The sequence below is a fragment of the Brucella sp. IR068 genome, from assembly GCF_049065885.1.
GTDB classification, from domain to species: domain Bacteria; phylum Pseudomonadota; class Alphaproteobacteria; order Rhizobiales; family Rhizobiaceae; genus Brucella; species Brucella intermedia.
The window spans coordinates 116,701-139,958 of the sequence record NZ_JBAKHE010000006.1; the positions used below are offsets into that span (position 1 = coordinate 116,701).

Consider the following 23,258-nt stretch of genomic DNA (forward strand, 5'->3'; position numbering starts at 1 on the left):
CAAGTCACGAAGCCGTGCTTTATCGCCGCGCCGGTTATGTTGCCCCTGCGGCGGTCCTGTGGATGATGGCAAATGGCGACAAGGCGCTGGTCGCGCACTTCACGCTGATCTGCGATAGATTGCTCATGCTGCCTTTCACGATCCATTGTTTCCGCCCGGTCCTCGCGGCTGAGTTTCGCGAACCGCAAGACATTCTGAGCTGGTCGCTGACCCGTCCGGGTTTCGTCCGGGCGCGCTCCGTCGCCTGGCTGGAAGTGCGCAATGACGATCTGACACTGGATGTGGACCCGGTGCGTTTGCTTGAGGCGAAACTGGCGGAAGCCGGCTATGGCGAAGCGGTGCAGATGATGACGTCGCGCAACGTGGAGAAGCATCATGTCGCAACACGGCGCTCCGGCGAGGCACATGCCGCCTGCCTTGCCACTGTCGGCCTGACCAATGCGGGGAGGGTGGGGGAACGCGCGCAGATGATTATGCCCGCCGGAACCATCAATCTTCTGGTTCATATCGACAGGCCCTTGTCGGTCGCGGCCCATTTGGAGGCAATGTCGATTGCCGCCGAGGCCCGCACCGCAGCCATCATGGAACTTGGGCTCGATGTCGGCGGCAGGGTCTCGACAGGGACCGGCACGGATTGCATCGCGGTTTCCGCGCCGCCTGGTGAGCGGGGAGACGGGGCATCCTACGCAGGCTTGCATACGGATATAGGCGCCGCCCTCGGTGGCGCTGTCTATGACGCAGTGTCCGAAGGCGGCAGGCTCTGGATGAAAGAGCGGGGCTTTTGACCGATCAGGCTTCTGCGACAGCCTCTTTCGGCTTCAGGCGCAGGATGAGCGGCACCAGAACGAGGGCGACGATCGGGAAAACGAGCCAGTTGATGGTTTCCCAGCCGGAGGAATGCAGGAGCGAGCCGGCAAAGAAGGAAGCACAGGCCACGGTGCCGAACATGATGAAATCATTGGCGCCCTGTGCCTTGCCGCGTTCAGCCGGCGTGTGGCAGTCGGTCACCATGGCGGTCGCGCCGATGAAACCGAAATTCCAGCCGATGCCGAGGAAGATCAGCGCTCCCCAGAAATGGCCGACATCGAAGCCGCCGAGCGCAATGATGGCGGAAAAGGCGATCAACACCAGCCCCAGCGCGGTTATCTTTTCCTTGCCGAAACGGGTGATGAGCCTTCCGGTGAAGAAGCTCGGGGCGAACATGGCAAGCACGTGCCACTGGATGCCGAGGGCTGCATGATCGACGGAATGGCCATGGCCGACCATGGCGATGGGCGCAGCCGTCATCACGAATGTCATCAGTGCATAGGAACAGACGCCGGCGGCCACGGAAAGCATGAAGCGCGGCGAGCGGAGAATTTCGCCGAGAGGACGGCCTGTATCATGGACCACGTTCGGGTCTTTGCGGATCTTAGGCGCACGCAGCATGAAGAGGACGGGGAGGGCGAGCAGGCCCAGAACCGCCTGGCTGAGGAAACTGCCCGCGAACATCGCATCCGGAATGGTATCGCGTGTCCAGATGACGAGCTGCGGCCCGACGATGGCCGCAACGAGCCCGCCGACCATCACCCATGAGATGGCGCGGGCCTTCATGTCGCCGGTCGCCGCATCGGTGGCGGCAAAGCGGTAGCTCTGGACATAGGCGGCATAAAAACCGGCGGTGAGCGTGCCGAGACAGAAGATGAGGAAGGATGCCGCAAAAATGCCTGCGGCTGCGATCACGCCCGCCGAGGCGCCGACAAGCGCGCCGAGCATATAGGCATTGCGGCGTCCGAACTGGCGCATGAAGAAGGCCGCTGGCAGCGTGCCCAGCGCAAGGCCGAGATTGAACAGGCTGACGGGCAGCGTGACGAGGGCGGGATCGGAAGACAGTTTCTGGCCGACCAGGCCACCCAGCGAAATCACGATGGGCGGGCTGGAGGCGCCAAGCGCCTGTGCAATCGTCAGGATAATAATATTGCGCCGTGCGGCCGTCATGTCGGTCATCGTCAACCCCTCAAAGGACGAAATCGGGACGGTTTTATCGGAAAGCGCTTTCGCCAGCAAAATTATTCTACTGGTCCGCAGAATTATTCCTGACAGGTTTTCTTGGCAGCCCGGCATCACGGGAAGGCAAGGACTGTGGCCAAGGACTGGGACCAAGGACTGGGACAATGTCGTCCGTCTGTCATGAACTGCTTCTAATTTGCAGCTTCACTGTTCGATAGGGAGCCAGCAATGTCAGACAATCTTTCCCAGCAAAGTCTGTTCAAGACCAGCCAGTTGGAAGAAGCCGATGCCGATCCGCGCAATCCGTCCGATAACCCCACCATGGGCGAAATCATCAGCCGCCGCTTTTCCCGCCGTGGCTTTCTGCGTGGATCGCTCGCCGTCTCGGCCATTGCGGCAACGGTCAGCCCGCTCGCCCTCATGAGTGCTGGCGATGCGCGCGCCGCATCCGGTTCGGCCTTTTCGTTCAAGGAAGTCGAGGCCGGTGTGGACGCCCATCATCATGTCGCGGAAGGCTATGATGCCGATGTGCTTCTGCGCTGGGGAGACAGGCTTTTCGCTGATGCGCCGGAATTCGACCCGGCGAAACAGTCCGCCGAGGCGCAGGCCCGCCAGTTCGGCTACAATAATGATTATGTCGGCTATATCGCCATCGACGGTTCGCCCGAACACGGGCTGCTGGTCGTCAACCACGAATATACCAATCCGCACCTGATGTTCCCCGGTCTCGTCAAGATCGTCGATGGCAAGGTGGAGCAGGCTCCGCTTTCCAAGGAGCAGGTGGATATCGAAATGGCCGCCCATGGCGGCACGATTGTCGAGATCCGCAAGCAGGACGGCAAATGGCAGCCGGTGCTCGACGGCGCGAAGAACCGCCGTATCACCTCCAATACCGAGATGGTGCTGAGCGGGCCGGTCGCGGGTCATGATCGCGTCAAGACTAATGCCGATCCATCCGGCACCAAGGTCTTCGGCACGATCAACAATTGTGCGGGCGGCGTCACCCCATGGGGCACCTACATCATGGCCGAGGAAAACATCCACGGTTATTTCATTGGTGAACTGCCGGAAGGCCACGCGGAAGCGGCCAATTACAAGCGCATGGGCATTCCCGAAGGCTCGTATGAATGGGGCCGTTTCTACGACCGTTTCGACGTTTCCAAGGAACCGAACGAGCCGAACCGTTTCGGCTGGATCGTCGAGGTGGATGTGTCCGATCCGAACTCCATGCCGAAGAAGCGCACCGCGCTTGGCCGTTTCAAGCACGAGGGAGCGGAATCCATCGTCAGCAAGGATGGGCGCGTGGTCTTCTATCTGGGCGACGACGAACGCTTCGATTATGTCTACAAGTTCGTGACGGCGGGCAAGTTCAACCCTGATGACCGCGCCGCCAATATGGACCTGCTGGATGAAGGCACGCTGCACGTGGCGAAGTTCCATGAGGACGGCAAGGTGGAGTGGATGCCGCTGGTGTTCGGACAGGGTCCGCTCACCGAACAGAACGGTTTCAAGAGCCAGGCCGATGTGCTGATCGAAACCCGCCGCGCTGGCGATCTTCTCGGCGCCACCAAGATGGACCGCCCGGAAGACGTGCAGCCGAACCCGGTCAATGGCCGCGTCTATGTCATGCTCACCAACAATACCAAGCGCAAGGACGATCAGGTGGATGCCGCCAATCCGCGCGCCAAGAACGCCTTCGGCCATATCATCGAGATCGAGGAAGACGGGCAGGATTTTGCCGCCACGACCGGCAAGTGGGAAGTGCTGCTGAAATGCGGCGATCCTTCCGTTGCCGAAGTTGGCGCCAGCTTCTCCACCGATACGACGCGCAATGGCTGGTTCGGCATGCCGGACAATGCCGCCGTCGACAGCGCCGGTCGGCTGTGGGTCGCAACCGATGGCAACAGCAACAAGGATACAGGCCGCACCGACGGGCTTTGGGCCGTCGACACGGAAGGCGATGCGCGCGCAACCTCGAAACTGTTCTACCGCGTGCCGGTGGGCGCGGAAATGTGCGGTCCGCTGTTCGCACCGGACGATGAAACGGCCTTTGTCGCCGTGCAGCATCCGGGCGATGGCGGCGAGGACTGGGACGGTCATGGCCGTCCGTCCTATTATGAGGATCTGTCCACCCGCTGGCCGGACTTCAAGGACGATATGCCGGTGCGGCCTGCCGTGGTGGCCATCACCAAACAGGGCGGCGGCAAGATCGCGGTGTAATACCAAAACTCGATGAGTCAAACTCATCGAGTTTTGGTTAAGCCCGTGCGGCGACTGGGCATTTTCAGGGCGTGATGCGTTAGCATCTCAGCGCCCTGGTAAAATGACCTGATGAGACGGTGGCCCCCGGTGAAAGCCGGGGACCTTCGTCAAAGCTTCATGGAAGCGTCAAGCCAGCGATACAAAGCCAGCCTAATTCCATCCCTGTATTTCCAATCCAACGGGGACTTATCATGATATCGCGTCTTGTCGCCTCTACCATGCTTGCCGGTGCCGTCGCATTGGCGTTTCCGGCCTCCGCTGAAGAAAAGGCTTTTCCCGCAACGCTCAAGGCCCATGCCATCCTGCCGGCGAACACCATCATCGCTGCGCCGGAGGATGCGGCAGAACACCTGAAGACATCCGGCAAGTTCACCACCGCCGACCGCAAGCGCGCCGAGGGCATCGGCACGGTTGAAGGCAAGGACGGCGTGCGCAAGACCGGCCTTTCGGTGCCGTTCGACGGCCAGCCGGTGCAGGGCTTTTCCGGCATCAAGACCATGGAAGACGGCAGCTTCTGGTCGCTGTCCGACAATGGTTTCGGCTCAAAACTCAATTCGCCGGATGCCATGCTGATGCTGCACAATGTCAAGTTCGACTGGGACAAGGGAACGGTGGAGCGCGTAAAGACCGTGTTCCTGAGCGATCCAGACAGGAAGGCTCCGTTTCCCATCGTCATGGAAGGCGCGGAAAAGCGCTATCTGACGGGCGCGGATTTCGACGTGGAATCCATCCAGCCGGTGGCGGACGGTTTCTGGGTCGGCGAGGAATTCGGTCCGTTCCTGTTGAAATTCGACACGGACGGCAAACTCACCGATGTGTTCCCGACTTTCGTCGGCGAGAAGGAAATTGTCTCGCCTGACAATCCGAAGCTCGCTCTGCCCGCCAATCCGAGCCTCAAGCTCCCGGCCTATAATCTGAAGCGTTCCGGCGGCTTCGAAGGTCTTGCCATGTCGAAGGACGGTACGAAGCTTTATGGGCTTCTGGAAGGCCCGCTTTTCGTCGACGGTGCGCCGGAAAAGACCGAGAGCGGCAAGACGGGCCTGCGCGTCATCGAGTTCAGCGTCGCCGACAAGAAGTGGACGGGCCGGTCCTGGCTCTATCCGCTGGCCGAAGGCGGCGAAGCCATCGGCGATTTCAACATGCTGGATGAAACCACGGCGCTGGTCATCGAGCGCGATAATGGCGTCGGCACGGCGGACAAGGCCTGCGCCGATCCGAAGAAGCCGCAGGCAGATTGTTTCGATGTGCCGTCGAAGGTGAAGCGCATCTACAAGATCGCTTTCGACGACAGCAATGTCGGCAAGGACGTGCGCAAGATCGGCTATATCGACCTGCTCGCCATTGCCGACCCGGAAAACAAGCGCCGTCAGGGTGGACGCGAGGGCATTTACGACATGCCGTTCCTGACCATCGAGAATGTGGACCGCGTGGACGAAACGCATATCGTCGTCGGCAATGACAACAATCTGCCGTTCTCGGCAGGCCGCGCGCTCGACAAGGTGGATGACAATGAGTTCGTCCTGCTGGAAGTGGGCGAATTCCCGAAGGCCGAATAGGCCTTCCTCGATTTTCAGCGAGCCGTATGGCGGCCTGTCCCTGCATCGGCAGGCCGCCATTGACCCTGGAGCATTTCCAGTTGGGATTGAATCGCTGGAAATGCTCCATCTCATTGTTTCACGCATTATCCTGCGCAAAACCGCTCCGCACTTTTGCTGGAAATGCTCTGTCTTATCGTTCTCACGCATTATCCCGCGCAAAACCGCTCCACACTTTTGCTGGAAATGCTCTACTTGGTCGTATAGCCGCCATTGACGAGGATGGTCTGCCCGGTCATCCACCAGCCCTCCGAAACCATGAAGCGGATATAGGGAACGATGTCCTCGATATCGGTGAGGCCGGTCTTGGAGAAGCCGGAGAGTGCCGCCGCAGTCCGGTGGTAGGCCACCGCGTCCTCGCCTTCCGCCGGATAGAAGAATGGCGTGTCCATCGGGCCGGGACCAATGGCGGTTACTGAAATGCCGCGTTCGCCGAATTCCTTGGAAGCCGCGCGCGTGAAATGCTCTACCGGGGCCTTGGTGCCTGCATAGGCTGCATAGAACGGCGTGTAGGCGCCCAGCAGCGAGGTTACCAGTGTGCAGATCCTGCCATTGTCGTTGACATGCTTCCCTGCTTCTTTCAGGAAGAAGAAGGCCGACTTGGAATTGACGGCGGTCATCTCGTCATATTCGGCTTCCGAAACTTCGACGATCGGCTTCTTCAAAACCTTGCCCACCGTGTTGATGGCAATGTCGGGACGTCCGATGGCGGCAACCGTATCGGCGAACAGTTTCTCCATCGCACCGGCGGTGGTGAGATCGGCCTGGAAGGAAACCGCTTGCGCGCCTGCGGCCTTCACGGCGGCGACAGTGGCGTCCGCGTCCGCTTTGGACGCTGCGCTGTTATAATGAATTGCGATCGCCTTTGCCCCGTGTTCCGCAAGATCGCGCGCGATCAATCCGCCGAGGTTCTTGGCGCCACCGGCGATGATAACCGTTTTGCCCTTGATGCTGTGGTCCGTCATGGCTTCAACCTTCTTTTCCGATGCGGCTGCGCCATGCAGCCGCTTTCAAATCCGAAGAGTATCGTCTAGGATAGCGCTATAAAGACCGTCATTCTGACAACACCTGTCAGGTTTGACGGACAATGGAGGCAGATTATCTTGGATCGCATCGACCTCTTTCGTATCTTCGCCCGTGTCGTCGAATGTTCGAGTTTTACGCGCGCCGCCGATACGCTCGGCGTGCCGCGTTCCTCTGTTTCGGCGGCGGTTCTCGAGCTGGAGGGGCGCCTCGGGGCGAGGCTCCTCCACCGGACCACCAGAAGCGTGTCGACGACGCAGGATGGCGCCGCCTTCTATGAACGATGCCTGAGTCTGATTGCGGATATGGAGGAAGCGGAAAATCTGTTTCGGAATACCGCGACGCCATCCGGCACGTTGCGGATCGACGTTCCCGGCCGCATCGGACGTCTGATCATCGCGCCAGCCCTGCCCGAGTTTCTGGATGCCTATCCGGAAATCGATATACATCTGGGAGTGACTGATCGCGCCGTCAATCTTGTCGAAGAGAGTGTCGATTGCGTTCTGCGCGTGGGACCATTGACGGATTCCGGGCTGATCGCCCGATCGCTCGGCGAGCTTCCGCTGATCAACGTTGCGAGCCCCGCCTATCTTGAGCGGTACGGTATTCCCGAAACGCCTCATGACCTTTCCGCCCATTGGGCCATCAACTATGCCTCGCCGTCGAGCGGGCGCGTCGAGCCGTGGGAGTGGAGCGAAGCTGGCGCAACGCGATCGATTCCGGTGCGCGGCCGCGTCACCGTCAACAGCGCCGAAGCCTATATCGCCTGTTGTCTTGCCGGTCTCGGCCTCATCCAGATTCCGGCCTACGACGTCAGACGCCATCTGGAAGCCGGCGAACTGATCGAGGTAATGGCCGATATGCGCGCCGCGCCGATGCGAATGACGTTTCTATATTCACACCGCCAGCATCTTTCCCGTCGGCTTCAGGTCTTTGCCGACTGGCTCGAAAAACTGCTGAAGCGGGAACTGCAATCAGGGGCGGAGCCGCATTGACGAACAGGGCTTGGGTGCGCGAGCCCCTTTTCTCTCTGTGCATGGCGACAAGCCCGGCGTGGAAGTTTTGTTTCGGCCCGGTTAAGGTGCCGCGACAAAGCTATGGAGAAAACCGTTGAAGATTTTTATTTTCGGCAGTGTGAATGTGGATGTCAGCGCGCGGATGGCCGCGCTGCCGCGTCCGGGACAGACCGTGAATGCATCGGGCTATGGCATCGGCCTCGGCGGCAAGGGCGCCAACCAGGCGGTTGCGGTCGCAAAGCTTGGCGGTGACATTCGCTTCGTCGGCGCTGTCGGCAATGATGCCTTTGGCGAACTGGCCGTGAAGCAGATGCAGGAATTCGGCCTCAATACCGAAAGCGTGCGCGTGATCGACGGTGTCGATACGGGCATGGCGATCATTCAGGTCGAGGAAGCCGGACAGAACACGATCGCGGTCTGTGCCGGAGCCAATGCGCGCTGGTCGGCTGCAGACATCGATGCCTATGCAGCCGATATTGCCAGGGCGAAGATCACGCTGCTGCAGCGCGAGGTTCCGCATGAAGCCAATCTGGCCGTGGCGAAGGCCGCGCGTGCGGCAGGCGGCAGCGTTCTGCTAGATCCGGCCCCGGTCGGCGATGCAGGCCGCATGGCCGATCTGATTGCGCTCAGCGACATCATCTCGCCCAACGAGACGGAAGCCGCCGAAATCACCGGCATCGAGCCGACCGATCTGGCTTCGGCGGAAGCCGCAGCCCGAAATCTTCTGGAGCGCGGGCCGAAGATGGTCATCGTCAAGCTTGGAAGCCGTGGCGCGCTGCTGGTGACAGCGGACGAGGTGAAACATTTCGCGCCGTTCAAGGTCGATGTGGTGGATACGGTCGCCGCTGGCGACAGTTTCAATGGCGGTTTCGCGGTCGCCTATTCGCAGGACCGTTCCCTGCACGATTGCGTGCGATATGGTTCGGCGGCGGGTGCGGTTGCGGTCACGAGACCGGGTGCGGGAAGCGCCGCGCCGACCGCTGCGGAAGTGGCAGCGCTTCTGCAAAGCCAGACCTGAACCGGCTTTCGCAAATTGTGACGAAGCGAAGATTGGCGGCGATTTGCGCCGCTTTCACGCGATTTGAGCGAAAAAATGCTCGAAAACACCACTTAAAACATGGCGAAGAAACAACGAAATTAAGGCACTCGCGGCTTATTTGTGGCAAAATTGTGATTTGAGACACGATCCCGAAAGGTGGACTTCCGGTTTTCGGGATCGTGTCCTGAAAAAATCAAAGCGTTGCGAGACGCTCGGTCAGCAGTTTGAAGAAGCCGTCTGCATCCACATCCTTGATGAAGAGCGCGTTCTTCGGACGGTCGGTTACTTCCCACCAGTCCACGACCGTCTCACCGATGGTCAGTTCCGAATTGATCTCGATTTCCACATTGCACTCACGTCCGGAATAAAGTTCCGGCTTGATGAGATAGGCGATGACATTGGGGTCATGCAGCGGCCCGCCATCGGTGCCGTACTTGGCTTCGTCATAGCGTTCGAAGAATTCAAGCCATGCGGCGACCACCTCGCCGACATGGGTGCCGATGCCGCGAATGGCGGCGATGCGCTTCTCGGTGGTCAGCACCTTATGGGTGACGTCGAGCGGCATCATGGTGATTTTTATGCCGGATTTGAACACTACCGATGCGGCATGCGGGTCGACATAGATGTTGAATTCCGCCGACGGCGTGATGTTGCCGCCTTCGAAATAACCGCCGCCCATCAGCACGATTTCCTTGACGCGCCCGGCAATCTTCGGCTCGCGGATGAGTGCGGACGCGATGTTGGTGAGCGGTCCGAGCGGGCAAAGCGTGACGGTGCCGGGCTCTTCCTTCATCAGCGTTTCGATAATGAAGTCGACGCCATGCTGTGCCTGCAGCGGCATGGTCGGGGCGGGCAGGTCATAACCGTCGAGACCGGTCTTGCCATGCACGTTTTCAGCCGTCACGAGCGGGCGCACCAGAGGACGGATGGAGCCTGCGAACACTTTTGTGTCCGGCTTCTTCGCCACTTCGCAGATGGTGCGGGCGTTGACTTCGGTGCGCGCTAGCGGGCCGTTGCCAGCCACTGCGGTAATGCCGAGAATGTCGAGTTCCGGGCTTGCCAGAGCCAGAAGAATGGCGACTGCATCGTCCTGACCGGGATCGGTATCGATAATGATTTTACGGGCCATGATGGGTCTTTCTGCGTTAAAGCTTTTCCAGCAAAAATGTGAAGCGGTTTTGCGTCCGGAAAAGCGTAAAAAGATTTAAACTGCGTTGCGCGCCGCATCGACCGTCTGGTCGACAAGTGCGTCGAAGGAGATTTTCGCCGGGCGGCGCATATAGGTGACGATGTCGTCGGCCAGAAGCGGCTTCGACCACCGTTCGGCGATGATGCCGGAGCCGTGCTGGATGGCGATCATGCTGAGAATCTGCGCCGCATTGCAGTCGACGTCATGGCCGATGCCGCAGACGATTTCGAGCGTAAGGTCGAAGTCGCCTTCGCCGAACCAGAGCGCGATGACCTGTGCGGCTGCATTCGGATAGACGTGAATCCAGTTATATTCGGCATATTCCGCATCGCATTTCGCCCATGCATCCTGCCAGTTGCCGGCGGAGCGGCAGGCATCGAGCGCGAAGGCCAGAACCGCACCATATTCGGTCTCGACCGGGAAAAGTGCTGCCGTCGAAACGAGCAGTTCGCGCGTGTCGGAAACAGCAAAGGCGCGCGCCGCCATGACGGCGTTGAAAACTTCGCCCAATATTCCGTTTCCGGCATGGGAGATTTCCGCATCCATCCATGCGAGGCGGGCAGCTTCGCGGGCGCGGCCCGGTACGACCATGCCGCAGATCGTGCCGCGCATCTGTGCGCCGATCCACTCATCGAACGGATTGTCGGACGTCCCGGTTTCAGGCGCGGTGAGGCCGCGCCGCATGTTGGAAAGCGCGATCGCCTCCGCCGACCAGCCAAGCGGGATCAGCGAAGTCCAGCGCTCGGCAATGTCGGCGCTGGTCACGGCAGAACCCTTGTCGCCGAAGGCTTCCAGAAAGGCGATCTCGAAGGTGATGTCGTCATTATAGGTGTTGGGCTCACGCACATAATCGCGGATCGGACCGAAGACCTCGGCGATGTTTTCCGCCGTATAGCCTTCGAGCGCCGTGCCAGCCGCCGCACCGACAAGCTGCGCCATCCAGGCGGCGGCGGTGCGGTCGCGGAAATCATCGGACTGGATGGCATAGAGCACATCGTCGGGCCATTGAACGGCGGCGTCGAACTCGTCCCACGTGCCATAGCGCACGGTTTTTTGCGACGGATGGTTTGGATCGGGACGTGCGGCGCGCATCAGGACGCGCAGGCGCATGTCGATGCGATAGAGCGTCTCGAAGTCGCCGCGTTCAAGTGCGGCGAGCCCGTCGCGAAGCAGTTCTTCATAACGCGCAAGGACAAAGCCCTTGTTTTCCAGCGATTGCAGCGCACCCGCCATCAGGCATTCAGGCGCAGCCGATCCCGGCACATTGCTTTTCCAGAACATGGCCATGAGATCGTCCTGCGCCTTCATGACGGCGCTCGCATCCCAGGTCTGTTCCTCCGCCGTGCGTACCACCGGTTTCGTGTCGCGCAGCAGGTCTCGGGTCAGTTCCCAAGCTTTCATGTCATTCTCGTTTCGATGTTCATTATCAGGATTTCTTCAGCAGGCGGGCGCGGCGCTGGCGCCGCGCCGCATGGACCGTCAGCACGACGACCGGGACGAGATAAGGGATCATCTGCATCAGTTCGAAAGGCAGGCCAAGACTTTGCAGCGTGATGGCAAAACCTTCCGCCGCCGCCAGGACCAGGCTCGCCACGAGCGTTCCCCATGCGGTCCCCTGTCCCATGACTTCCGCCGCAATGGCGATGAAGCCGCGACCGGCGGTCATGTTCTGGGCAAACCAGGTGACATAACCAAGCGACAGATAGGCACCGGCGGCACCGCCGAAGAGGCCGGACAGGACGAGCGCCATCATCTGCACGCGGCCGGTCTGGATGCCTGCGGCGCGCGCCGATTTCGGATCGACGCCGGTGGCGCGCAGATGCAGGCCGAAGCGCGTGCGCATCATGAGGAGACTGACCGCCGGGACGGCCAGAAGGGCCGCGAAGGTGAGCACATGGATATTGCCGATGAAGGGCACGGGAAGGCTTGGCAGGGCCCCGCTTTTCAGCGCGCCGGACATGCCCTTGTCGCCTGTCGCGAGATAAAGCCCGAGCGTCGTTGCCGCCGCAGCCGCGATGTTGAGCGCGATACCGGTCATGATGAGATCGGTGCCGAGCCGGTTGACCGAAAGCGACATGAGCCAGCCCAGAAGCGCGCCCACGACAAGCGCCGCCAGCAGGCCGATGGCCGGGCTTCCCGTTGCGGCGCTGGCCAGAACGGCGATGAGGGCCGCGACCAGCATCATGCCTTCCATGCCGATATTGAGCACGCCCGCCCGGTCGGAAATCATCACGCCCAGAGCGGCCAGCAGCAATGGTGTCGCCACACGCAGGATCGTGCCGATGAAATGCGGGTCGAAAATCTGTGCAAGAACGGTGCTCATGCCTGTACTCCCGGCTGCACTGCGGCCTGGTCTGCATCGCGATTGCGAAGATTGCGGATCAGCCGCAAGACGGTCGGATGATTGTGAATGACGCTTGCCGTCGCGCCCACCATGATCGCCGCGGTCACCAGCCCCACCACTTCGGTCGGGATGTTCATGTTGCGGGCCAGAAGATCGCCGCCCACCTGCACGAAGCCGAGGAAAAGTGCCGACGGAATGAGCAGGAACGGGTTTTCGCGCGCCAGGATGGCGACGACGAGGCCGGTCCAGCCATAGCCGGGCAGGTCCAGCCAGGCGAAGCGGGCATGAAGGCCCAGCACTTCCAGCGCTCCGGCCATGCCGGCCACCAGTCCGCCGACGATCTGCGCCCGCATGACGATGCGTTTCAGCGGCAGGCCGAGGTGATTTGCAAAGCCGGGGCTTGAGCCCGCAATACGGATATTGAGGCCAGAGCGCGTCCAGTAAAGCCAGATGCCGCCAGCGATGCAGGCAAGAACCGCGATGATCGAGCCGCTGTTGAGGCGCGTCCCGGCAAGCAGGCGGTCGAGCTTGGCGTCCGGGGGTATCTTGAGCGACATCATCCCGCCCGCTGCCGGATCGCGGATGACATAGTTGAGGACGAAGAGGCCGAGAAACAGGAAGGCATAGTTGAGGACGAGCGACGTCACCATTTCCGAGGCGCCGAACCGCAGCCGCAGCGCCGCCGGGATGGTGCAGGCGAAACTGCCTGCGACCGCGCCGCAGAGGATGGCCACCGGCAGCGAGAACCAGCCGAGCGAAGGAAGCAGGACAGCACCCGCCACAGCACCAAGCGCACCGAGGAAGAAGCCGCTTTCCGCGCCGAGATTGAACAGGCCGGAGCGGAACAGGATGGTGATCGCAAGGCCGGTCAGCATGATCGGCGTTGCCGCCTCCACCACATTGCCCATATGGCGAATGCTGCCGAACGGTCCGAGGAAGAAGGTTTTGAGGATCGCCGCCGGATTGTCCTGCATCAGCGCCAGCGGCACCAGCAGCACCGCCATGATGACGCCGATCACCAGCACGGTCAGGAAGAATGGAATGAGATAGGATATGAATCTGCGCATCAGGCGGCAGCTTTCTGTTTGAGCATGATCTTATCCAAAAACCGTTTTACACTTTTTGGGATCATGCTCGTGTCCCCAGGATATAAGGACCAAGAGCAGCCGGTGTGATGTCTGGTCCGTTTTGCAGAACGGCAACGATGCGTCCGTTGAAGAGCACGACGATGCGGTCGCTCAAGCGCAGCAATTCATCGAGATCGGCGCTGACGAGCAGCACGGCGCAGCCGCCCTGCGCCACTTCGTCGATGCGGCGATGCAGGAAGGCTGCCGCCGAGACATCGATGCCGCGCGTCGGCTGGTCGGCGATCAGGAATTTCGGATTGGTGGCAAGCTCGCGCGCGGCGATCAGCTTCTGCGCATTGCCGCCGGAAAGGGAATCGAGCCGTTCGGTAATCGCGCCCGCCCGCACCGAATATTGCCTTATCATGCCGCTGACGCGGGCCTTGATGGCGTTCCAGCGCAGGAACGGTCCCCGGAAAATCTGCCTGTCGGCGGTAATCGATCCGGCTCCGGCTATCGCGTTTTCGGCGAGAGACAGGCCGGGCGCGCCGCCCTGCGAAAAGCGGTCGGCTGGCAGATAGGCAAGGCCCTGCCTCCGCCAGCTTGCCGTGTCGGCGCGCAGCATGTCCTTGCCGTTGAGGCTGATCGCGCCGCTTGCCGCTTCAGCAAGGCCGGACAGCACGGAAACGAGGCCACGCTGGCCGCTCCCATCGACACCGGCAACGCCGACGATCTCGCCCGCGCCGATGGTCAGGCTCACATCCTTGATGCGGTCAGCCGGATCGGCTGCCCTGGTCGTGACGTCCTTCATGTCGAGAACGGTTTTCATCGCGCCATGCTTGTGGGCGCGTTGCGGTATGTCGACCGCGTGGCCCATCACCATCTGCATGATGGCATCGTCCGGCACGTCGGCGAGCTTTTCGGTCCCGGCGACGGCACCGGCGCGCAGCACCGTCACGTTTTCGGCCAGTTCGCGCACTTCGTTCAGCTTGTGGGAAATGAAGAGGATGGTAATGCCTTCGTCGCGCAGCGATTTCAGCTTGCGCATCAGTTCCTCGATCTCCGGCGGAGAGAGAACGGCGGTCGGCTCGTCGAGGATCAGGAGCCTTGTGCGGCGGGCCAGCGCCTTGAGGATTTCGACCTTCTGCTGGGCGGCGACGGAAAGCGCGCCGGTGATCGCATCCGGGTCGGCGTGCAGGTCGTATTGCTGCATCAGCGCTTCGACCATTTTGCGCGCACCCGCGCGGTCGATCAGCCCGGCCTTCACCGGCTCATGGCCAAGAATGATATTTTCAGTGACCGTCAGGGTCGGCACGAGCGAGAAATGCTGGTGAACCATGCCGATGCCCTTGGCCGCGGCATCTTCCGGCGACCAGGATGCAATATGCTGTCCATCGACGACGATTTCGCCCGCCGTGGCATTTTCGATGCCGAACAGGATTTTCATGAGCGTGGATTTGCCGGCACCGTTCTCGCCGCAAATGGCGTGGATGGAGCCTGCGCGGATCGAAAACGACACGTCGCGAAGCGCCTGCGTGCCGTTCGGATAGACCTTGCTCACATCGCGGAAGGCGACGATTGGGCGGAAGGCGACGATAGCATCGCCGCCTTCATTATTTTCAGCTGGATTTTCCACGGTCAGGGACGAACCTTGTTGCGGATCGCGTTGAGATCCTCGGTGCTCATGCCGAATGCGGTCGGAACCGTGATCTTGCCCTCGGAAATCTCGTCGGAAGCCTTCTTGATGGCGTCCTTCATTTCCTGCGTGGCCATGGAAGCCATGTTGCCATCCTGCACGATGCCGACAGCGCCTTCCTTGAGGCCGAGCGCTTCCGCCTTGCCGAACGGCAGGTCGCCGGCCTTGAAGCGTTCATAGGCTTGCAGCAGGCTGACATCGACATTCTTCAGGACGGAACTGACGACCTGCTTGGCGATGGCCGGATCGCTGTCCTTGAAGATCGCTTCCTGATCGGAATCGACGCCGAGAACATATTTGCCGGTTTCCTTGGCAGCGGAAAGCTGGCCGAGGCCGGTCTGCGAGGCGACGACGAAGCCGAGCGAAACGCCGGAACGATATTGCGCGAGGCCGAGCTCCTTGCCCTTTGCGGCATCCATGAAGGAACCGGCATAGGAGATGGCGATCTTGGCATCGGGCTGGATGGCCTGCGCGCCGGCGATATAGCCGACGAGGAAGTCGTTGATGACCGGAATGTCCATGCCGCCGAGGAAGCCGAGGTTCTTGCCGGTATCGCCGAGCTTGCCTTCCTTCAGCAGAGACGCCGCCAGCATGCCGCCGAGATAGGAACCTTCGTTCTGCTTGTACTGGATAGAATAGACATTGTCATAGCCGCCTTCTTCATAAGGCACGCTCGCATCGTAGAGGATGTATTTCTTGTCCGGATATTGCTGGGCGACCGAGCCGACGGTTTCCGACATCTGGTAGGTGCCGCCGATGATCAGGTCCCAGTCCTGTTCGGACGCATCGAGGAACACCGGCTCCCACTTGGTCGGATCGTCGCCGATTTCGAGAATCTTGGTCTCGACGTCGTCGCCATATTTGTCCTTGATCATCTTCATGCCCTTGGCGGCGCTGTCGAAGAACGACTTGTCGCCAAGCGCGCCATTGATGATGAGCAGGATCTTGTCCTGTGCCTGAGCCGCCGTGGTGGCGAAGGTGCCCATCGCCGTCGATGCGGCAAGGGCAAAGGCAAGGTGGATTATTCCCCGTCTGGTGGATTTGATCACAACAGAACTCCAATATTGTAGCGTTATGGAGATGGATTTTCTGCTTTGGATATTTTGCCCTCCGCCCACAGAACCTCCACACCTGCCAGCGATCAAACGCTGACGGCGGTTGCGAGTCAATCGCCAAACTTTTTGCCCGCTGTGGACAAAGCCGGTCTGTTGCGCACAATGCTCATAAAGCTTTCGTTTATTTCAACAAAGCCTGATTTGGGTGCCGCAGGGTCGGGTCGAACGGATTGAGCCGTTGCGAGATGATGGCCGCTTCCTTGCGCAGAAGTTCGGTCACCGTCTCCTGCCGCTTCTCGGTCAGGCGCGCGGCAAGCGTGCCGATGCTGAGTGCTGCCACCGCCTCGCCGTCGCGGTTGAGGATGGGGACGCCAAGGCCCGCCATGCCGTCGATCATGTTGAAATTGAAAGTGGATGCGCCCGTTTCGCGCACTTCCGCGATCATGATGCGCAAATCGACCTCGTCCACAGCCGACTTGTCCAGAATGCGGGGCATGTTGAAGCGGATGATCGCCTCGCGCTCTTCTTCCGGCAGGAAGGCGAGGATGGCAAGGCTCCCCTGACCGATGCCGAGCGGCACCTTGCCGCCAATATCGCCGGTAAAGGAGCGGATCGGAAACGGCCCTTCCACGCGGTCGAGGCAGACCGCGTCGAAATTGCTGCGCACCAGCAGGAAGACCGTATCGTTGAACGTGGTCGAAAGGCGCAAGAGCGAGGGGCGGGCAATGCTCAATATACCGTCACGCTGGCGCGCCTGCGCCGCCATCGCAAAAAACTCCAGCGACAGGCGATAGGCCTTCTTGTCGGGAAGCTGCTCGACAAGGTTTTCGGCAATCAGCGTCTTCAGCAGGCGGTGCGTCGATGGCTGGCTGAGTTCGAGGTCGCGCGCCAGATCGATGAGCCGCACGCCGTCATCCGTGCTGGCGGCCAGACCTTTCAGGATATGGATCGCCTTCACCAGACTTGAGTTAAGCGCGGCGCCGGATTTCGGATTCTCAGATATATCATCCATAAAATTGCTTCCAAATTCTGCATTTTGAAAGAAATATATAATTTCTTCCGGATTTGAAAATTATAATTTGCATTCCTGCGGATTTTTCCGCCATTTAAAACCGTCGCCAATGGGAAGGTCCGGCAAGGCACTGGAGAAGTGCCCGCAAGCGGATCGGCGGTTTTGCTTGTAATCAAGGGGAACGCTGCGGCTGCGTAAGCGGCCGGACGGTCATGCGTTCAAACGGACAAGCCGGATCAGCGCTTCAAGCGCGGTCAAGCCGCTCCCGCCAGCCAGCCCGACGAAGAGGCGACGTGAGACAACATCACGGCGCTTCCGCTCCCCCCGCATATTCCGCGGAAGTCATGCCGAGAGGGAGATGCAATGAGCTTTTTGACCCTGTCCGGAATTTCCCGCCACTACGGCAAGTTCGCGGCTGTCGACAATTTCAACTTGGCGATTGAAAAGGGCGAGTTCATTTCGCTTCTCGGCCCTTCCGGCTGCGGCAAGACCACGACCTTGCAGATGATCGCCGGCCTGGTGACGCCGACGGCGGGCGCGATCACGCTCGACGGGCGCGAGATCACGCGCCTTGCCCCCGCCAAACGCGAGCTTGGCGTCGTCTTCCAGAGCTATGCGCTGTTTCCGCATATGACCGTGGCGCAGAATGTGAGCTTCGGCCTCGAAATGCGCAATGTGCCGAAGGCGGAACGCGAAAAGCGCGTGCGCGACGTGCTGGAGCTGGTGCATCTGGGCGCGCTTGCCGACCGTTATCCGCGCGAAATGTCGGGTGGCCAGCGCCAGCGCGTGGCGATTGCCCGCGCGCTGGTCATCAATCCGCCGGTCCTGCTGCTCGACGAGCCGCTATCCAATCTCGATGCGCAGCTGCGCGAGGAAATGCAGTTCGAGCTGCGCCGCATCCAGCGCACAGTCGGCATCACCACCATCATGGTGACGCATGACCAGGCCGAAGCGCTGTCGATCAGCGACCGCATCGTGGTCATGGAAAAGGGCGTCATCACGCAGGTCGACGCGCCCTACAAGCTCTATGAGCATCCGCATAACCACTTCATTTCCAATTTCGTCGGCAAGTCGAACTTCCTCAAGGCACGCGCCGAGGGTGACATGATCGCGCTGGCCGAAACCGCGATCCGCTTCCCCGCCAACGGCAAGCAGGTCTCTGGCGAGCTTTCCGTCTTCATCCGCCCTGAAAAGGTGCAGCTCGTTGCTGCGGGCGAGGGACATATCGCCGGTGAAGTGACGACACGCTACTTCATGGGCGCGCAGTGGCTGCTCGGCGTGACGACGCCTGCCGGCCAGCTTTCGGTGGCGCTTCCCAACCTCGGCAACCCACCGCCATCCGAAGGCACATCGGTCGGCCTCAGCTGGAACCACGAGGATTGCCGCATCCTCACCGCAGGGGTGAACTGAGCATGTCGGCCGTCACCTCACAGGATGTATCCGCCGCGCCCAAGGGGCAGCGCGATCTGACGCCGCTTTTTCTGGTCGGGCCGTCGACGCTTCTGTTCTTCGCGCTGGTGCTGCTGCCGCTCGGCCTTACCGTGCTGCTGTCCTTCAACAGCTACAGCTATGACAAGGGCATCGAGAACGTCTACACGCTTGCCAATTATGTGCAGGTCCTGAAAGACCCCTATTATCTCTCGATCTTCTGGCGCACGCTGAAGCTGGCGCTGATCACAACCGTCATCACGGTGCTGGTCGGCGTGCCGGAAGCCTATATTCTCTCCAACATGCGCAAGCCATGGCGCTCGATCTTCCTGCTGGTCATCATCGGCCCGCTTCTGGTTTCGGTCGTGGTGCGCACATTCGGCTGGAGCATGCTGCTGGGCCGCAATGGCCTCGTGAACAGCGCGCTCGACATGGTGGGCCTGCCGACGACGCAAATCCTCTACAGCGAAACGGCGATTGTCATCGGCCTGGTGCACATCATGCTGCCATTCATGGTGATTCCTGTCTGGACCGTGCTGCAAAAGCTCGATCCGGCGGTGGAAGCCGCAGCGCTGACGCTCGGCGCATCGCGCCTGACGGCGCTTCGCCGCGTGGTGTTTCCGCAGGCAGTCCTTGGCATCCTGTCGGGCAGCCTCATCGTGTTTGCGCTTTCGGCCAGCTCCTTTGCCATTCCGGGCCTCCTTGGCGGGCGTCGTCTCAAGATGGCGGCAACCGTCGTCTATGACGAGTTCCTGATCGAACTGAACTGGCCGCTTGGCGCCGCCATCGCCATTATCGTTCTGGTCGCCAATCTGGTGATCATGATCGCCTATAACCGCCTGCTCGAAGGGCAGGCCAAGAAGAAGCTGGGATAGAGCCATGACGAAGAACGGTCCTTTCGCCCTTTTCTTCCACACGCTGATCGTCATCTTCATGCTGGCGCCGATGATAGTGGTGTGCCTTGTGGCCTTCACGCCGGAAAACACGCTGACCATGCCGTGGAGCGGCCCCAATGCGGGCCTGTCGCTGCGCTGGTTCGAGGCCGTGTTCGCGCATAATGATTTCATGGCCTCCTTCTATAACAGCGTGCAGCTCGCCTTTTTCTCGGCAACGATTTCCACGCTTCTGGCCGTGCCTTCGGGACTGGCGATCGCGCAGTATAATTTCCGTGGCCGCGATGCGCTGAACGCGCTTTTCCTGTCGCCGCTCATCATTCCCCATCTGGTTCTGGGCGTCGCGTTCCTGCGCCTGTTCTCGCTGATGGGCTTTACCGGCTCCTTCGTCTGGCTGGTCGCGGCGCATTCCATCGTCGTCACGCCCTATGCGCTGCGCCTGATCCTCGCTTCGCTCGGCAGCATGGACCGCAATGCGGAAAACGCGGCCCGCACCCTCGGTGCAGGCGAATGGACGGTGTTCCGCCGCGTCACCCTGCCGTTGCTTCTGCCGGGCCTGTCCGGCGGCTGGCTGCTTGCCTTCATCAACTCGTTCGACGAACTCACCATGTCGATCTTCGTCACCTCGCCATCCACGGTCACGCTGCCGGTGCGCATGTATATGTATGCCAGCGAATCCATCGACCCGATGATGGCCGCGGTTTCAGCCCTGATGATCCTCGTCGCCACCGCAACCATGATTATCATCGATCGCATGTTCGGTCTCGACCGGCTGCTGGTGGGCAAGGGCTGAGCAGGCAGACCATGACGATCCCGGTTTCTTCTTCGGCGGCTCAGTTCCGCAGACGGTATCGGCTGGCCGAACAGCCGGTCAGCTTCTCGCTCGACGGCGTGCGCTTCGAGGGTCGTCGCGGCGATACCGTGCTGACCGCCATTCTGTCGGTGCAGGGCAAGTTGCGTCATACCGAGTTCACTGGCGAGCCGCGCGCGGGCTTCTGCCTCATCGGCGCATGTCAGGATTGCCACGTCATGACGGACGAAGGTTACAGGCTTCGCGCCTGTACCACGCTTCTGGAAGACGGCATGGCCTTTGTCACGGAGCCTGCGAAATGAGCGCGGTGCTCGATCCGGTTATCGTTGGCGCAGGTCCGGCGGGTGTTCGCGCCGCCGAAACGCTGGTCCGGGCGGGTCTCCGGCCCATCGTGCTCGACGAGGGGTTCCGTTCCGGCGGGCAGATCTATCGCCGCCCGCCGCTCGATGACGGGCGCAGCTATCGCAGCCGCTATGGTTCCGAAGCGCATAAGGCGGAAGCGCTGCACAAGAGCTTCGACGCATTGCGCGGCGCAATCGACTATCGCCCGGAAACGCTGGTCTGGAATATTTCGCGCGGGGAAACCGACCGGCTCGACCTGCTGACCGATGGCGTTCACGGCCAGTTGCCCTACAGCCATCTCATTCTGGCCACCGGCGCGACCGACCGGGTGCTGCCGTTCAAAGGCTGGACCAGGCCCGGCGTCTATACGCTCGGCGCATCGCAGACGGCGCTCAAGGCGCAAGGCTGCACGGTCGGTGAACGCGTGGTGTTCATGGGGTCGGGCCCGCTGCTTTATCTGGTGGCCTGGCAATATCATCATGCCGGGGCGAAGGTTGTGGCGGTGCTGGACACAGCGCCTCTCGCATCCAAATTCCATCTGGCGCATCTGGCATTTTATGCCCCGCGCATCGTGGCGCTCGGCGCTTATTACGGCCTGCGCCTGAAGCTTGGCGGCGTGCCGATCCATTACAATGTGCGGCCCGACGAGGTGCTGGGCGAGGGGCATGTCGATGGCATTCGCTTTCGCTCGGCCGGGCGTGTGCGCGAGGTTGAGTGCGATGCGCTGGCTTATGGTTTTGCCTTGCGTCCCGAAACCCAGCTTGCCGATCTCGCCGGTTGCGATTTCCGCTTTGAAGAACGCGACCGCGCATGGCTCCCGGCTGCCGACAGGCTTGGCCGCACGAGCCGCATCGGCGTCTATGTGGCGGGCGACGGTGCAGGCATTGCCGGTGCAGATGCAGCCGAAATTCGCGGGCAACTGGCCGCAATCGCCTTGCTGCGTGATCGGGGCCTGCCGTTTGACGAAGGTGCTGAACGCGCTCTTCTCGCAAAGCTTGATCATATCTATCGCGAACGCCTGATCGTCGAAAAAGCCTTTCCGTTCCCGCGTGACTGGTTCGACACGATTGCTGGCGACGTCACGCTCTGCCGTTGCGAGGAAATCGCGCTGCGCGACGCGCAGGCCGCGATCCGTCAGGGTGATGTGCGCGAGATCAACCGGCTGAAGGCACTCACCCGCGTCGGCATGGGCCGTTGCCAAGGCCGCATGTGCACGGCAGCGGCGGCGGAACTTCTGGCGTCGGTGCAGGACAAGACGCCTGCCGAAGCAGGCCGCATCCGCGCTCAGGCGCCGGTCAAGCCGATCCCGCTCGGGTTCGGCGCTCGAGCCGGGGAGGGCGCTTCGTCATGACAAGGCGTCTTCAGGCCGATGCGGTCATTATCGGTGGCGGGATCGTCGGCGGCTCGGCAGCGCTTTTCATGCGCCGGGCCGGCCTGTCGGTCATCCTGCTCGACAAGGGTTTTTGCGGTGCGCAGGCAAGCGGCGTCAATTATGGCGGCGTGCGCAGGCAGGGCCGCGCCCCGGAACAATTGCCGCTTGCACAACGGTCGCATGAATTGTGGGCGCGCCTGCCGGAACTCATCGGCATCGACGGCGAATATGTCCGCAGCGGCCATTTGAAGCTTGCCCGCACGGAAGCGCATTTCGCAAGCCTTGAAGCCTATGCCGCGAAGGTCAGGCCGCTCGGGCTCGATGTCGAGCTGATCGGCGGCAATGCGATCCGCGAACGTTTTCCATGGTTGCCGGGCGATGTGGCGGGCGCCTCGCTCTGCGCGGAGGATGGCCATGCCAATCCGCGTCTGGTTGCGCCTGCCTTTGCCCGCGCGGCATTGGCGGCGGGGGCAAAGGTGCTGGAAAACACGCCGGTCATCGAAGCGCGAGAGACCGGCGACGGCTTTGCCATTCTGGCAGGCGGTGGCTCACCGACTGACACGATCGAAATCCGCTCGCGCCTCCTGTTCAACTGCGCCGGTGCCTGGTCGGACCGGTTCGCAGCCTCTTTCGGCGAGCCGGTGCCGCTCCAGCGCATCTATCCCTCGATGGTCGTTACCGAGCCGATGCCGTTTCGCCTGCCGATGAGCCTTGGCGAAGAGGGCGGCGGTTTCTATGGCCGTCAGGTCACGCGCGGCAACTATGTCATGGGCGGTGGGCGCGGCGCGCCGCTTGAAAACCCGGACTTCTCGCGCCCTTCGGTCAATGCCGCCTCATCCGTGATGCTGCGTGCCATCGAACTGTTCCCGCATCTGAAAAATGCCCAGGTTATCCGCTTCTGGTCTGGCACTGAATCGGAAATGCCGGACGACAATCCGGTCATCGGGCCAAGCAGCCGGGTCGACAATCTCTTTCACGCCTTCGGCTTTTGCGGCGCCGGTTTCCAGACCGGCCCGGCTGTGGGCGCCATTCTTTGCGATCTCGCCGTAAAGGGCGAGACGGAAACGCCGATCGATGCCTTCCGCATCGACCGGTTCGATATGAACTCAAACCACAAAGGGGAGTAGC

General features: G+C 61.2%; 20 protein-coding genes. 11 read left to right on the forward strand and 9 right to left on the reverse strand.

Annotation, left to right across the window (positions count from 1 at the left end; all coding sequences use genetic code 11):
* Window positions 1–125: 125 nt before the first annotated feature.
* Entirely contained in the window at window positions 126–785 is a 660-nt protein-coding gene (locus tag ACOWVS_RS12035; protein WP_170873251.1) for an adenosylcobinamide amidohydrolase, read from the forward strand.
* A 4-nt stretch (window positions 786–789) separates the two neighbouring features.
* Here ACOWVS_RS12035 and ACOWVS_RS12040 read toward each other — a convergent pair whose 3' ends face one another.
* Window positions 790–1,986 carry an MFS transporter gene (locus ACOWVS_RS12040; RefSeq protein WP_036564788.1) on the reverse strand — a complete coding sequence of 399 codons (1,197 nt, stop codon included), beginning with the start codon at window positions 1,984–1,986 and terminating at the stop codon, window positions 790–792.
* Between the two features lie 231 nt (window positions 1,987–2,217).
* On the opposite strand from ACOWVS_RS12040, the gene ACOWVS_RS12045 reads away from it, so the two are divergent.
* Complete coding sequence (locus tag ACOWVS_RS12045) at window positions 2,218–4,209, forward strand: PhoX family protein (protein WP_006469586.1); 1,992 nt, start codon at window positions 2,218–2,220, stop codon at window positions 4,207–4,209.
* Between the two features lie 233 nt (window positions 4,210–4,442).
* Complete coding sequence (locus tag ACOWVS_RS12050) at window positions 4,443–5,807, forward strand: esterase-like activity of phytase family protein (RefSeq protein WP_075041751.1); 1,365 nt, start codon at window positions 4,443–4,445, stop codon at window positions 5,805–5,807.
* A 230-nt stretch (window positions 5,808–6,037) separates the two neighbouring features.
* Here the strand turns inward: ACOWVS_RS12050 and ACOWVS_RS12055 are convergent, their stop codons facing one another.
* Window positions 6,038–6,811, reverse strand: a complete 774-nt coding sequence (locus ACOWVS_RS12055) for an SDR family oxidoreductase (protein ID WP_006469584.1) — start codon at window positions 6,809–6,811, stop codon at window positions 6,038–6,040.
* A gap of 138 nt (window positions 6,812–6,949) precedes the next feature.
* Here ACOWVS_RS12055 and ACOWVS_RS12060 point away from each other — a divergent pair, with 138 nt between their 5' ends.
* Window positions 6,950–7,864, forward strand: a complete 915-nt coding sequence (locus tag ACOWVS_RS12060; protein WP_006469583.1) for a LysR family transcriptional regulator — start codon at window positions 6,950–6,952, stop codon at window positions 7,862–7,864.
* Between the two features lie 163 nt (window positions 7,865–8,027).
* On the forward strand, window positions 8,028–8,903 hold the full coding sequence (gene rbsK, locus ACOWVS_RS12065; RefSeq protein WP_235691713.1) for a ribokinase: 876 nt from the start codon (window positions 8,028–8,030) through the stop codon (window positions 8,901–8,903).
* Between the two features lie 214 nt (window positions 8,904–9,117).
* Here rbsK and ACOWVS_RS12070 read toward each other — a convergent pair whose 3' ends face one another.
* The 7 genes from ACOWVS_RS12070 to ACOWVS_RS12100 form a co-directional block, all read right to left on the reverse strand.
* Window positions 9,118–10,053, reverse strand: coding sequence for a nucleoside hydrolase (locus tag ACOWVS_RS12070; protein WP_006469581.1), 936 nt, complete (start codon window positions 10,051–10,053; stop codon window positions 9,118–9,120).
* Between the two features lie 75 nt (window positions 10,054–10,128).
* Window positions 10,129–11,514, reverse strand: a complete 1,386-nt coding sequence (locus tag ACOWVS_RS12075; protein ID WP_006469580.1) for an ADP-ribosylglycohydrolase family protein — start codon at window positions 11,512–11,514, stop codon at window positions 10,129–10,131.
* Window positions 11,515–11,539: 25 nt separating this feature from the next.
* The gene (locus tag ACOWVS_RS12080) at window positions 11,540–12,436 is read right to left on the reverse strand and encodes an ABC transporter permease (RefSeq protein ID WP_006470775.1); all 897 of its coding nucleotides are present in this window, start codon (window positions 12,434–12,436) and stop codon (window positions 11,540–11,542) included.
* Window positions 12,433–13,524, reverse strand: coding sequence for an ABC transporter permease (locus ACOWVS_RS12085; protein ID WP_006470776.1), 1,092 nt, complete (start codon window positions 13,522–13,524; stop codon window positions 12,433–12,435). The genes ACOWVS_RS12080 and ACOWVS_RS12085 overlap by 4 nt, the downstream gene beginning before the upstream one ends.
* A gap of 61 nt (window positions 13,525–13,585) precedes the next feature.
* Window positions 13,586–15,157: an ABC transporter ATP-binding protein gene (locus ACOWVS_RS12090; protein ID WP_063621222.1), complete on the reverse strand. Its 1,572-nt coding sequence runs from the start codon at window positions 15,155–15,157 to the stop codon at window positions 13,586–13,588.
* Between the two features lie 2 nt (window positions 15,158–15,159).
* On the reverse strand, window positions 15,160–16,266 hold the full coding sequence (locus ACOWVS_RS12095) for a BMP family ABC transporter substrate-binding protein (protein ID WP_006470777.1): 1,107 nt from the start codon (window positions 16,264–16,266) through the stop codon (window positions 15,160–15,162).
* A 187-nt stretch (window positions 16,267–16,453) separates the two neighbouring features.
* Window positions 16,454–17,284 (reverse strand): IclR family transcriptional regulator, encoded by an 831-nt coding sequence (locus tag ACOWVS_RS12100; protein WP_006469575.1) that lies wholly within the window; start codon window positions 17,282–17,284, stop codon window positions 16,454–16,456.
* 363 nt (window positions 17,285–17,647) lie between these two features.
* On the opposite strand from ACOWVS_RS12100, the gene ACOWVS_RS12105 reads away from it, so the two are divergent.
* The 6 genes from ACOWVS_RS12105 to ACOWVS_RS12130 are packed head-to-tail and all read left to right on the forward strand — an operon-like array spanning window position 17,648 to window position 23,257.
* Window positions 17,648–18,694, forward strand: coding sequence for an ABC transporter ATP-binding protein (locus tag ACOWVS_RS12105; protein WP_025091858.1), 1,047 nt, complete (start codon window positions 17,648–17,650; stop codon window positions 18,692–18,694).
* Window positions 18,695–18,696: 2 nt separating this feature from the next.
* A complete protein-coding gene (locus tag ACOWVS_RS12110; RefSeq protein WP_025091857.1) occupies window positions 18,697–19,587 on the forward strand; it encodes an ABC transporter permease in 891 nt (296 codons plus the stop codon).
* A gap of 4 nt (window positions 19,588–19,591) precedes the next feature.
* Window positions 19,592–20,398: an ABC transporter permease gene (locus ACOWVS_RS12115; RefSeq protein WP_063621224.1), complete on the forward strand. Its 807-nt coding sequence runs from the start codon at window positions 19,592–19,594 to the stop codon at window positions 20,396–20,398.
* Between the two features lie 11 nt (window positions 20,399–20,409).
* Window positions 20,410–20,718, forward strand: a complete 309-nt coding sequence (locus ACOWVS_RS12120) for a (2Fe-2S)-binding protein (protein ID WP_006469571.1) — start codon at window positions 20,410–20,412, stop codon at window positions 20,716–20,718.
* Window positions 20,715–22,109, forward strand: coding sequence for an NAD(P)/FAD-dependent oxidoreductase (locus ACOWVS_RS12125; protein ID WP_063621226.1), 1,395 nt, complete (start codon window positions 20,715–20,717; stop codon window positions 22,107–22,109). The genes ACOWVS_RS12120 and ACOWVS_RS12125 overlap by 4 nt, the downstream gene beginning before the upstream one ends.
* Window positions 22,106–23,257 carry an NAD(P)/FAD-dependent oxidoreductase gene (locus ACOWVS_RS12130; protein ID WP_006469569.1) on the forward strand — a complete coding sequence of 384 codons (1,152 nt, stop codon included), beginning with the start codon at window positions 22,106–22,108 and terminating at the stop codon, window positions 23,255–23,257. The genes ACOWVS_RS12125 and ACOWVS_RS12130 overlap by 4 nt, the downstream gene beginning before the upstream one ends.
* Window position 23,258 lies beyond the last annotated feature (1 nt).

Excerpts from the sequence above, each read along its gene's own strand:
- ACOWVS_RS12035 (WP_170873251.1), top strand. The coding sequence starts at position 126 with ATGCTGCCTTTCACGATCCATTGTTTCCGCCCGGTCCTCGCGGCTGAG.
- ACOWVS_RS12040 (WP_036564788.1), bottom strand. The coding sequence starts at position 1,986 with ATGACCGACATGACGGCCGCACGGCGCAATATTATTATCCTGACGATT.
- ACOWVS_RS12045 (WP_006469586.1), top strand. The coding sequence starts at position 2,218 with ATGTCAGACAATCTTTCCCAGCAAAGTCTGTTCAAGACCAGCCAGTTG.
- ACOWVS_RS12050 (WP_075041751.1), top strand. The coding sequence starts at position 4,443 with ATGATATCGCGTCTTGTCGCCTCTACCATGCTTGCCGGTGCCGTCGCA.
- ACOWVS_RS12055 (WP_006469584.1), bottom strand. The coding sequence starts at position 6,811 with ATGACGGACCACAGCATCAAGGGCAAAACGGTTATCATCGCCGGTGGC.
- rbsK (WP_235691713.1), top strand. The coding sequence starts at position 8,028 with ATGGCCGCGCTGCCGCGTCCGGGACAGACCGTGAATGCATCGGGCTAT.
- ACOWVS_RS12070 (WP_006469581.1), bottom strand. The coding sequence starts at position 10,053 with ATGGCCCGTAAAATCATTATCGATACCGATCCCGGTCAGGACGATGCA.
- ACOWVS_RS12075 (WP_006469580.1), bottom strand. The coding sequence starts at position 11,514 with ATGAAAGCTTGGGAACTGACCCGAGACCTGCTGCGCGACACGAAACCG.
- ACOWVS_RS12080 (WP_006470775.1), bottom strand. The coding sequence starts at position 12,436 with ATGAGCACCGTTCTTGCACAGATTTTCGACCCGCATTTCATCGGCACG.
- ACOWVS_RS12085 (WP_006470776.1), bottom strand. The coding sequence starts at position 13,524 with ATGCGCAGATTCATATCCTATCTCATTCCATTCTTCCTGACCGTGCTG.
- ACOWVS_RS12100 (WP_006469575.1), bottom strand. The coding sequence starts at position 17,284 with ATGGATGATATATCTGAGAATCCGAAATCCGGCGCCGCGCTTAACTCA.
- ACOWVS_RS12105 (WP_025091858.1), top strand. The coding sequence starts at position 17,648 with ATGAGCTTTTTGACCCTGTCCGGAATTTCCCGCCACTACGGCAAGTTC.
- ACOWVS_RS12110 (WP_025091857.1), top strand. The coding sequence starts at position 18,697 with ATGTCGGCCGTCACCTCACAGGATGTATCCGCCGCGCCCAAGGGGCAG.
- ACOWVS_RS12115 (WP_063621224.1), top strand. The coding sequence starts at position 19,592 with ATGACGAAGAACGGTCCTTTCGCCCTTTTCTTCCACACGCTGATCGTC.
- ACOWVS_RS12120 (WP_006469571.1), top strand. The coding sequence starts at position 20,410 with ATGACGATCCCGGTTTCTTCTTCGGCGGCTCAGTTCCGCAGACGGTAT.
- ACOWVS_RS12125 (WP_063621226.1), top strand. The coding sequence starts at position 20,715 with ATGAGCGCGGTGCTCGATCCGGTTATCGTTGGCGCAGGTCCGGCGGGT.
- ACOWVS_RS12130 (WP_006469569.1), top strand. The coding sequence starts at position 22,106 with ATGACAAGGCGTCTTCAGGCCGATGCGGTCATTATCGGTGGCGGGATC.